Raw genomic sequence first — 8,838 nt, 5'->3', positions numbered from 1 at the left:
AAATAACGAAGAAAATCCGGAGAAGAAGTGTTCACTTCCTCTTCCGGATTTTACTTGATTGCACTCATCAGTCCTTATTGACAAAGAGCCGGAAAACGTTCCAGTCATGTATCATTCCATTAGCGATCACGCCAAGTTTGACGATCAGGTGAGTCAACTTCAACAAACCACTCTTCGTAAAACTCCTTCAAAAAGTCACGCATGAAGGCTTCACGTCGCTTCGCTTCTTGTTTAGCATACCTTGTATTCATTTGATCTGACAGTAACAACAATTTTTCGTAAAAGTGATTGATGACTGTCGATCCTTTCCGATAATCTTGTTTCTTCGTATAATTGATCGGTTGGATTGTCGAATCGAAAATCGGATGTCCGTGAAAGCCACCATAGTAGGCGGTTCGTAAGATGCCTATTGCTCCCAGAGCTTCTAAACGATCTGCATCTTGCACGATTTTCCCTTCTAAGGACAAATCGACCTGACCAGACAACCCTTTAGAAAAAGACATATTCTCGATGATATGAAAGATATGTTGGATCTCTGATTCTGCTAGTTCAATACTCGTTAGAAATCCTTTAAGATGCGTTTTTGCTTGTTCTTCATCTTCGACCACCTTGTCATCGATCGTATCGTGTAAATAGGCGGAAGCAATAGTGATAAAAGAATCAGCTTGCGGTTCTGTTTCTAAGATTTGACGAGCCAATTCAACGACTCGTTTTGTATGATCGACCCCATGTCCTGAACGATCCAAGGACAGTTGTTCCATACTATAGTTTGCTATTTTACTTAATTTATCCACTTCCGCATCCACCTTTTACTAGGAAATTTCTTAGGCTTCTTCGATACCGTATACGCTAAAATAAAGTTTTCTCATAAAATCGATCAAGTATTGCGGATTCAACGGTTCTCCTGTTGCATCTAAAATCAATTGATTTGGTTTTCTTGACGCGCCGTACTGATGGATTTTCTCTGTCATCCACTCTTTGATTGGAGAATAATCGTCAGAAGCAAGAATATCATCGACTGAGAGATCTTTTTTCATCGCATGCACTAATTGTGCAGCATACATGAATCCTAACGCATAGGAAGGGAAGTAACCAAAACTTGCACCTGACCAATGGACATCTTGTAAGATTCCTTCTAAATCATTTGTCGGACGGATACCTAGATATTCTTCATATTTTTGATTCCATACTTCTGGTAATTTCTCAACTGCTAATCCTTCGTTGAAGATCATTTTTTCAATCTCATAACGAATGATGATATGCAATGGATACGTCAAGCTGTCCGCCTCAATTCGGATCAAGCTTGCTTTTGTGTGTTGTAGTGAACGATAGAAATCAACAAAAGAGATATCATCAAATGTGCCTTCTGCGCATTCTTGGAAGAATGGATATTGTTTCTCCCAGAAACTGCGGTTGCTACCAACGATGATCTCATTGAATAGTGATTGCGATTCATGGATACCCATTGACGTGCCTTCGCCCACTGGTGTATATAGATATTTTTCATCGATATTTTGTTCATACATCCCGTGGCCAGCTTCATGGATGACCCCAAATGTCGCCATCTTGAAGTCTTCTTCATTCCAACGAGTCGTGATTCGCACGTCGTTACGGTTAACACCGATCATAAATGGATGGATCGTATCATCTAAGCGACCTCTAGAAAAATCATACCCTAATTGTTCAATGACGCTGACAACAAAGCGTTTTTGCTGTTCCTTTGTCATTTTACGTGAAAGGAAATCTGTTGCGGGCGCTGTTCCTTTTTCAACTAACGCCTGGCGGATGGAAATGATTCCCTCTTTTACTTGATCGAACACTTGATCCAAGATCTCTACTGTCATTCCTGGTTCATATTGGTTCAATAAAACATCATAGTCTGTTTTTTCATCCTTACGCCAGTAAGGAATCAACTGTTTTGTGATCTCGATATTTCTAGTCAACGCTGCTTCAAAATCAGCAAATTGTTTCGACTCACGAGATTCTTGCCATTTTGTATGAGCTTTAGACGTCGCAGAAGTCAATTCTTTCATTAATTCTTCAGGTACTTTGTGCTCTAATTCATAGTCTTCTTTGACTTTCTCAAAGACAGCTCGACCAACTTCAGATAATTCGTCAGGGTGTGCTGAAAAATACTCGATTGCTTCGGCGATTTTAGGGCCTACTTTTTTTGAGAAGTAAAGTCCGTATAGATAGCTGTTGACTTCACTACGGTCTTCGCTTGATTTTTCTGGCATGCCTGTTTGAATATCCCAATCAAGTACTGTTAGTGCTTGACTCATTAAATCGATCTCTTTAACTTCTTTCAAAAATTCCTTTTCGTTCATACAAAAAATCCTCCAACTTATCCTAATTATCATTTATCCAATTGTTATATCTTACTTATATTTCCTTGCATCGATTAATTCAAACCGTTCAACAGCAAGGGGCATCTCTTCATAAAATTCTTTTCCAATTTGAGGCATCAACTCTTTAAAAAACTTTTTATGCACTTGATACCAGTAATCATAGCTCAAATCACCCTCACCCTCAGCACGGGCAATTTCTTCTGTTACTTCATTCATCGGCATTATCGTCATATCTGTATATTTTATGATACCTACAGGCTCGTCTTTACGATTTAAAACAATGGTATAACTGCCGATTTTAGACAGAGGGTCTTCACCGTAATACAGGCATTCATCGTAGGATGAACATGACGCTGTTTTGATCCCTTTTAAAATCAAGGCCGCCAACTCATCTGCCATCGGTGTTCCCTCCCAGCCCCACTGCTCTGCTGTCACATGTGTTGGAGGGGTTTCACCTTGCCAAAATTCTTCCCAATACTTTTTTGCTTGTTCATTCATTTTTATATCCTCCAAAAATCATAGGGTTAAAGATTTTAAAGTCCCCAACCATTTTTTGGTGTCCATACTTATATCCTAGTTATTCGTTTTCTGTTCGTTCTTTTCTTGGTGGTCGCGTTCCCCAATATTGGAATAGATCCGTGCGCAAAGCACCATTGTATAACTTGCGTTTCTTTGTTGCTTTTTGTCCATAAAACTCTTCAAATGCCAGATCACTTGTCAAGATGTACTTGCTCCAAGTCTTCAATGGACGGAAAACTTCGCCCATTTCTTTGTACAAACGACGAACGGATTCTTCTTCACCTAAACGCTCACCGTAAGGAGGATTCGCAACGATCACACCGTATTCTTTTTCTGTTTTGAAGTCTTTCACTGCCCTTTGTTGGAAAGTGATGGAATCGCCCAAACCGATCTCTTCAGCGTTGGCTCTTGCAATACCGATCATTTGACCATTGATATCCGAACCAGTGATGTCTAATTCGATATCATAATCTGCCTGTTCTTCCGCTGCTGCACGAACAGCTTCCATTACAGACGCATCGAACCAATCCCATGTTTCACAAACGAACTCACGGTTGAATCCAGGAGCGATATTATGCCCGATAAGTGCCGCTTCAATACAAAGCGTTCCTGAACCACAAACTGGATCATAAAACGGGCGATCTTTTCGCCAATTTGTCAACATCACTAAAGCCGCTGCCATATTTTCTTTCAATGGTGCCCCACCTTTTTCTAAACGATAGCCACGTTTAAATAAGCTTGGGCCAGTAGTGTCAAGGGTAACTAACACATGATCTTTTAGCAAAGCAACTTCTAATTGGAAATGCGCGCCTGTTTCCGTCAACGGAACAGTTGCCGGACGATGATAATATGTCCGCAGTCTTTCAACGATTGCTTTTTTAGTGATCGCTTGACAGTCTGGTGTACTATAAAGTGTCGATTTGATCGATTTCCCAGCTACAGGGAATGACGCATCTAAAGGAAGATAATCTTCCCATGGTAACGCTTTGACTTGCTCGAATAGTTCGTCAAAAGTCCGTGCATCAAATTCACCAACAACGATCTTGATGCGATCAGCTGTTCTTAACCATAGATTAGCAGTCGCAATCGTTTCCATTGTTCCTTTAAAACGCGCACGTCCATTTTCTACTTGGCATTCGATCCCTAAGTCTCTTAGTTCTTTGCCGACTAATGCTTCTAAACCGCTTGCCGCTGTCGCGATTAAATTAAATTCTCTATTTTTATCCATTTTACTCTCCTTATATCAAAAAAGAGTCTGGGAAATGAGTAAAATCCCAGACTTCCAATCCCCTAAATCCAACCTTCTCTATTTAAAAGCCACGATCTAGGAAAAAATATTTTAACGCTGATTTTTGAAGGCAAATCGCCTATCGCTTTGTTCCCTGAATATCGTGGTTTTCTATAAGCCATGTTCTGTACTTTGTTTTTCCAGGGAGAAAAAACAAAGCGGTAACCATCTATCTGCAGATCAACTGCCCTTTTGTCTCGTTCTGATTCCCCGACAAAAAGCGCCCCTACCGTTGTTTGGGTTGCTCGCTCGAGGGGTTTACCGCGTTCCACCGAACAAGTTTCCTCGTTCGCTTCGTCACTGTGGCACTTTCAAGGATACTGAAGCATAGCCTAAGCCTTAGCTTGTTTTCCTGCCGTTACTCTAAAAGAGTACCTTAGCTTATTTTTTCGCTAAGCACGAACACTACAGGCATCACAGCCTGTGCGAGCATGGACTTTCCTCAGCCTGGTCAAAGCCAGACCGCGATTACCCGAAAACCACAATCTATTCATTCTTTAGAACTGACGTGTTGCTTCGTTGTCATGTTCATTTGTTGATGTGTAATTGTTTGGATTAGGTGTTGCTGGTGGAACATTTCCTGCTTGTGCATCTAGTTTTTTACCAAATACTTCACGTTCAAGATTTGATAGACGTTTTAAAATATCAAAATTCGTTACTGCCGCACTTTTCGGTGTTTCTGCTTGTTGTGTGCGTGTTGGAGCTGCTCCTTGGTTTTTAGATAATTGAGCGACTTTTGCACTTAATTTATCGTTTTCTTCTTGTAAAGCAAGGAGTTGTTTGCTGTAAGTCTCGTAATCTTTGATGATATTGTCTAAGAATTCATCCACTTCGATCGGATCATATCCGCGCATTTTTGTTTTGAATTCTTGTTGTAAAATGTCTTTAGGACTATAAATCAAATTCGCCATATTTACACCTCTAGTTCTCATTTACGTATTCACGTTTCTACTTTTTTATTGTATCGGAAAAGACTTGATAAATCAAACACTATATTATTTTATTCACTAAAATTTTGCAAATCGTCCATACTGACTGTTCGAATCTCATAAGGATGCCCTTCTTGATATTTTAGTGCATCCTTCAAAAAATAGTCCGTTTTCCCAGGATATTCGGGGTCATAGATCAACAACGTTCCATCCGTATGCTGCAAAAGAAATTGCGTATGATTTCTCAATTGACTAGGCGATTGATACGGTTGATGACTGACCGCTTCACGATAGTCAGAAAGCTGTTCTACCAACCTTTTCTTTTCCTGATTATTCTCATTCCAACCACTTCCAAACTCTGCAAATGGGTAGATGATCCCCAGCTTCAAATCAGGGTAATCCATCTTCATTTCGGCAACGACTTCACCTGTCCATAATTCAACGCCAAGATTCCCGCTAATGATCACCCATTCCAATCCTTCCTCCACTAATTGAGTCAATTCATTTTTTAAAACTTTTTTAATAACTGTCATTTTAGGGTCATTATCTTTGAATATTCCTAATTCAAAACTTCGATAACCAGAGATATACATCACTTTTATACTATCCATTCCAGTTTCCTTTTCTTTCTCTGTGCTTTTTTGCTATAATGTGGCCTAGGAGAGTGATTCGATCATGGTGTTACGCTATCCAAATGGCCGTCCTTATATCAAGGATGCCTCGTCCAAAGAAAAAAAACAAGCAAAAAGGAACCCAAACACGGAGTTTGGCAATCGTGGGATGCGATTTGAAGAAGCCATCAATGAAAGCAACGAGTATTATCTGGCGCATCAAATGGCAGTCATCCATAAGAAGCCAACACCGGTTCAAATCGTAAAAGTTGATTACCCTCGACGAAGTGCCGCTGTGATCAAAGAAGCTTATTTCGCTCAAGCCTCAACAACTGATTATAATGGTGTCTATCGAGGTTTCTATTTGGATTTTGAAGCAAAAGAGACGAAAAACAAGACTTCGTTTCCATTTAAAAATTTTCATCCCCATCAAATCTCACATATGGAAGCTTGCCAAAAACAAGGAGGAATCTGTTTTGTTCTATTATGGTTTTCTACCTTGCATCGTTGTTTCTACTTAGATAGTACTCATTTAGTACACTATTGGCATGAACAACAGGCACAAGGAAGGAAATCCTTGCCGCTTTCATTGATCGAAAAACTAGGTATCGAGATTCCAACTGGTTACGCCCCTCGCGTACCTTATTTGCAAGCAATCGATCAGTACTTAGAATCTAATGAAGGAGAACCAACGAATGCCAACTAATCAAACGAGATCTTCTAAACGAAGTACCTCCTCTTCTTCTGCAAAAAATGCAAAGAAAAGAGGAAAACAACCGACAAAAAAAGGCACTGGAAAAGATCGTAAAGGATTGATCACACGTATCCTTTTGATAGGTCTTTCCTTAATATGTGTCGCTTTTCTTGCAGGCGTCGGACTTTTTTGGTTTTATGCCAAAGATGCCCCTGAGTTGACCGATGAAAAACTGGATGCCACGGTTTCCTCAAAACTGTTTACTAAAGATGGTGAACTCTTTGAAGATCTAGGGGCAGAAAAACGAGAAAAGATTTCTGCCAATGAACTACCAAAAACACTTGAAGATGCCATCGTTTCAGTCGAAGACCGCCGATTTTACAAACATATCGGTGTTGACCCTGTTCGGATCATCGGTGCCGCATTATCAAACTTTACTTCTGGCGGGCTACAAGGTGGTAGTACATTGACACAGCAGCTGATCAAGCTTTCATTCTTCTCTACCAGTACCGAAGACCAAACGATCAGACGTAAAGCCCAAGAAGCTTGGATGGCTGTCAGACTGGAACAAACGAAATCAAAACAAGAAATACTGACTTATTACGTCAATAAAGTCTATATGTCTAACGGTCTTTACGGGATGGAAACAGCCGCTCAATCCTATTTCGGAAAAAGCTTAGGAGAATTGGATCTACCGCAAACCGCTCTTTTAGCAGGAATGCCTCAAGCTCCTTCTGCCTATGATCCTTATCAGTTTCCAGAGCAAGCCAAAAAACGCCGTGACACAGTATTGTATACGATGCTCCAAAACGAAAAAATCTCTCAAACAGAATATGACACAGCAATCAATACACCGATCACAGACGGGTTACAAGAATTAACACAAGAAGACTCCAATGCACGAATCGTTGACAATTACGTCAAAGAGGTCATCAATGAAGTCCATGCGAAAACAGATAAGAATGTTTATACTGACGGTTTAGATATTTACACAAACCTAGACTTAAATGCACAAAAACACTTATACGATGTTGTGAATACTGATCAATACGTGACTTTCCCTGACGATCAAATGCAAGTTGCGACTACGTTGATCGATGTCAATACCGGACAAGTCAAAGCACAGATCGGTGGACGAAACATCCCTGATGATGTCGCTTTAGGAAACAACTTAGCTGTCAATACTTCTCGTGACTTTGGGTCTACGATGAAGCCAATCACTGACTATGCACCAGCATTTGAAGAATTGAACTATTCAACAGGTAAATTGATCGCCGATGCACCTTACAATTATGAAGGAACCACGATTCCTGTGTCCAACTGGGACAATCGTTACATGGGCATGATCACTTTACGTCAAGCACTATACCTCTCAAGAAACGTTCCTGCTGTCAAACTTTTCAATGAAGTAGGCGCAGATAAAGTTGCTGAATTCTTGAGTAATTTAGGGATCGAATACAGCACGATCCACCAATCAAATGCGATTTCAAGTAATACAGAACAACAAGATGGGACAAAATACGGTGCTTCTTCTGAAAAAATGGCTGCGGCCTACGCTGCTTTGGCAAACGGTGGTACTTATTATAAACCACAATACGTCAATCGGATCGTCTTCCAAGATGGCACAGAAGAAACCTTCGAACCAGAAGGAACAAGAGCCATGTCCGAAGAAACAGCGTATATGGTTACCGACATCTTGAAGGACACGATCACTCGCGGAACCGGTACGAATGCCGCAATTCCAGGATTGATCCAAGCAGGTAAAACAGGTACATCTAATTATACAGACGAGGAATATGCAAAATTAGGTACGACAACTGGTGTTTATCCTGATATTTTATTTGCAGGTTATACACCGAACTATGCGATCTCCGTTTGGACAGGCTATAACGACAAAATGACACCGATCACTTCCAATGCAACAGATGTCGCTTCCGATGTCTATCGTGAGTTGATGCAGTTTGTCTCGGCAAATGTAACAAATACGGATTGGACGATGCCAAGTGGCTTGTACCGTTCTGGTGGCGAACTATTCTTTAGAAATCAATCGTCATCATCTGGTAATACAAACGCTACTGTGCCATCTGCAACGATTCCTTCTTCATCTGAAGTCGTTCCAGTAAGCCCGGTTCCTGAGTCTTCAACTAGTGAAACCGTTCCTGAGACATCAACAAGCTCAACGACTCAACCTAGCACTGAAGAATCGACACCACCAAGCAGTGAACCAACAGAACCTAGCAGCGAACCATCAACAGAACCACCAGCATCTTCTAGCGAGGAAACACCACCACCTGAATCCTCTGCTACGCCTCCAAGTTCTGAAGATGCGAATGCTGCTGGTGATAGTGGAACGCGAACATCCCGTTCTTCTCGAGCTTCATCCAGAAGTAGTAGTGATTGATCAATAGAAAAAGCCATCCGGAAAGGATGGCTTCAGATTGTAGACAAA

Annotated in this window: 8 protein-coding genes and 1 other RNA gene; 2 read left to right on the top strand and 7 right to left on the bottom strand. The window is 40.8% G+C overall.

From position 1 onward, the window contains the following. Positions 1–119: 119 nt before the first annotated feature. The 7 genes from JZO83_RS13560 to JZO83_RS13530 form a co-directional block, all read right to left on the bottom strand. Entirely contained in the window at positions 120–794 is a 675-nt protein-coding gene (locus tag JZO83_RS13560; protein ID WP_207116086.1) for an HD domain-containing protein, read from the bottom strand. Between the two features lie 30 nt (positions 795–824). Beyond that, the gene (locus tag JZO83_RS13555) at positions 825–2,327 is read right to left on the bottom strand and encodes a carboxypeptidase M32 (protein ID WP_207116085.1); all 1,503 of its coding nucleotides are present in this window, start codon (positions 2,325–2,327) and stop codon (positions 825–827) included. 51 nt (positions 2,328–2,378) lie between these two features. Then, the gene (locus JZO83_RS13550) at positions 2,379–2,846 is read right to left on the bottom strand and encodes an ASCH domain-containing protein (RefSeq protein WP_206857383.1); all 468 of its coding nucleotides are present in this window, start codon (positions 2,844–2,846) and stop codon (positions 2,379–2,381) included. Positions 2,847–2,925: 79 nt separating this feature from the next. Further along, positions 2,926–4,095: a class I SAM-dependent RNA methyltransferase gene (locus tag JZO83_RS13545; protein ID WP_207116084.1), complete on the bottom strand. Its 1,170-nt coding sequence runs from the start codon at positions 4,093–4,095 to the stop codon at positions 2,926–2,928. A gap of 169 nt (positions 4,096–4,264) precedes the next feature. Next, an RNA gene (rnpB, locus tag JZO83_RS13540) (RNase P RNA component class B) lies at positions 4,265–4,635 on the bottom strand. 17 nt (positions 4,636–4,652) lie between these two features. Beyond that, entirely contained in the window at positions 4,653–5,066 is a 414-nt protein-coding gene (gene gpsB, locus JZO83_RS13535) for a cell division regulator GpsB (RefSeq protein WP_206857386.1), read from the bottom strand. Between the two features lie 89 nt (positions 5,067–5,155). Next, positions 5,156–5,695 (bottom strand): DUF1273 domain-containing protein, encoded by a 540-nt coding sequence (locus tag JZO83_RS13530; RefSeq protein ID WP_206857387.1) that lies wholly within the window; start codon positions 5,693–5,695, stop codon positions 5,156–5,158. A 64-nt stretch (positions 5,696–5,759) separates the two neighbouring features. On the opposite strand from JZO83_RS13530, the gene recU reads away from it, so the two are divergent. After that, positions 5,760–6,401, top strand: coding sequence for a Holliday junction resolvase RecU (gene recU / locus JZO83_RS13525; RefSeq protein WP_207116083.1), 642 nt, complete (start codon positions 5,760–5,762; stop codon positions 6,399–6,401). Continuing rightward, positions 6,391–8,790, top strand: coding sequence for a PBP1A family penicillin-binding protein (locus tag JZO83_RS13520; RefSeq protein ID WP_207116082.1), 2,400 nt, complete (start codon positions 6,391–6,393; stop codon positions 8,788–8,790). Before recU ends, JZO83_RS13520 begins: the two co-directional genes overlap by 11 nt. Positions 8,791–8,838: the final 48 nt, after the last annotated feature.

Origin of the sequence: Enterococcus sp. DIV1298c (genome assembly GCF_017316315.1) — a bacterium.
GTDB lineage: Bacteria > Bacillota > Bacilli > Lactobacillales > Enterococcaceae > Enterococcus_B > Enterococcus_B mangumiae.
The sequence above is the reverse complement of the archived record's forward strand: the minus strand, read 5'-3'. Positions and strand labels throughout refer to the sequence as shown.

Coding starts and splice junctions, on each gene's coding strand:
- JZO83_RS13555 (WP_207116085.1), bottom strand. CDS start 2,327: ATGAACGAAAAGGAATTTTTGAAAGAAGTTAAAGAGATCGATTTAATG.
- JZO83_RS13550 (WP_206857383.1), bottom strand. CDS start 2,846: ATGAATGAACAAGCAAAAAAGTATTGGGAAGAATTTTGGCAAGGTGAA.
- JZO83_RS13545 (WP_207116084.1), bottom strand. CDS start 4,095: ATGGATAAAAATAGAGAATTTAATTTAATCGCGACAGCGGCAAGCGGT.
- gpsB (WP_206857386.1), bottom strand. CDS start 5,066: ATGGCGAATTTGATTTATAGTCCTAAAGACATTTTACAACAAGAATTC.
- JZO83_RS13530 (WP_206857387.1), bottom strand. CDS start 5,695: ATGGATAGTATAAAAGTGATGTATATCTCTGGTTATCGAAGTTTTGAA.
- recU (WP_207116083.1), top strand. CDS start 5,760: ATGGTGTTACGCTATCCAAATGGCCGTCCTTATATCAAGGATGCCTCG.
- JZO83_RS13520 (WP_207116082.1), top strand. CDS start 6,391: ATGCCAACTAATCAAACGAGATCTTCTAAACGAAGTACCTCCTCTTCT.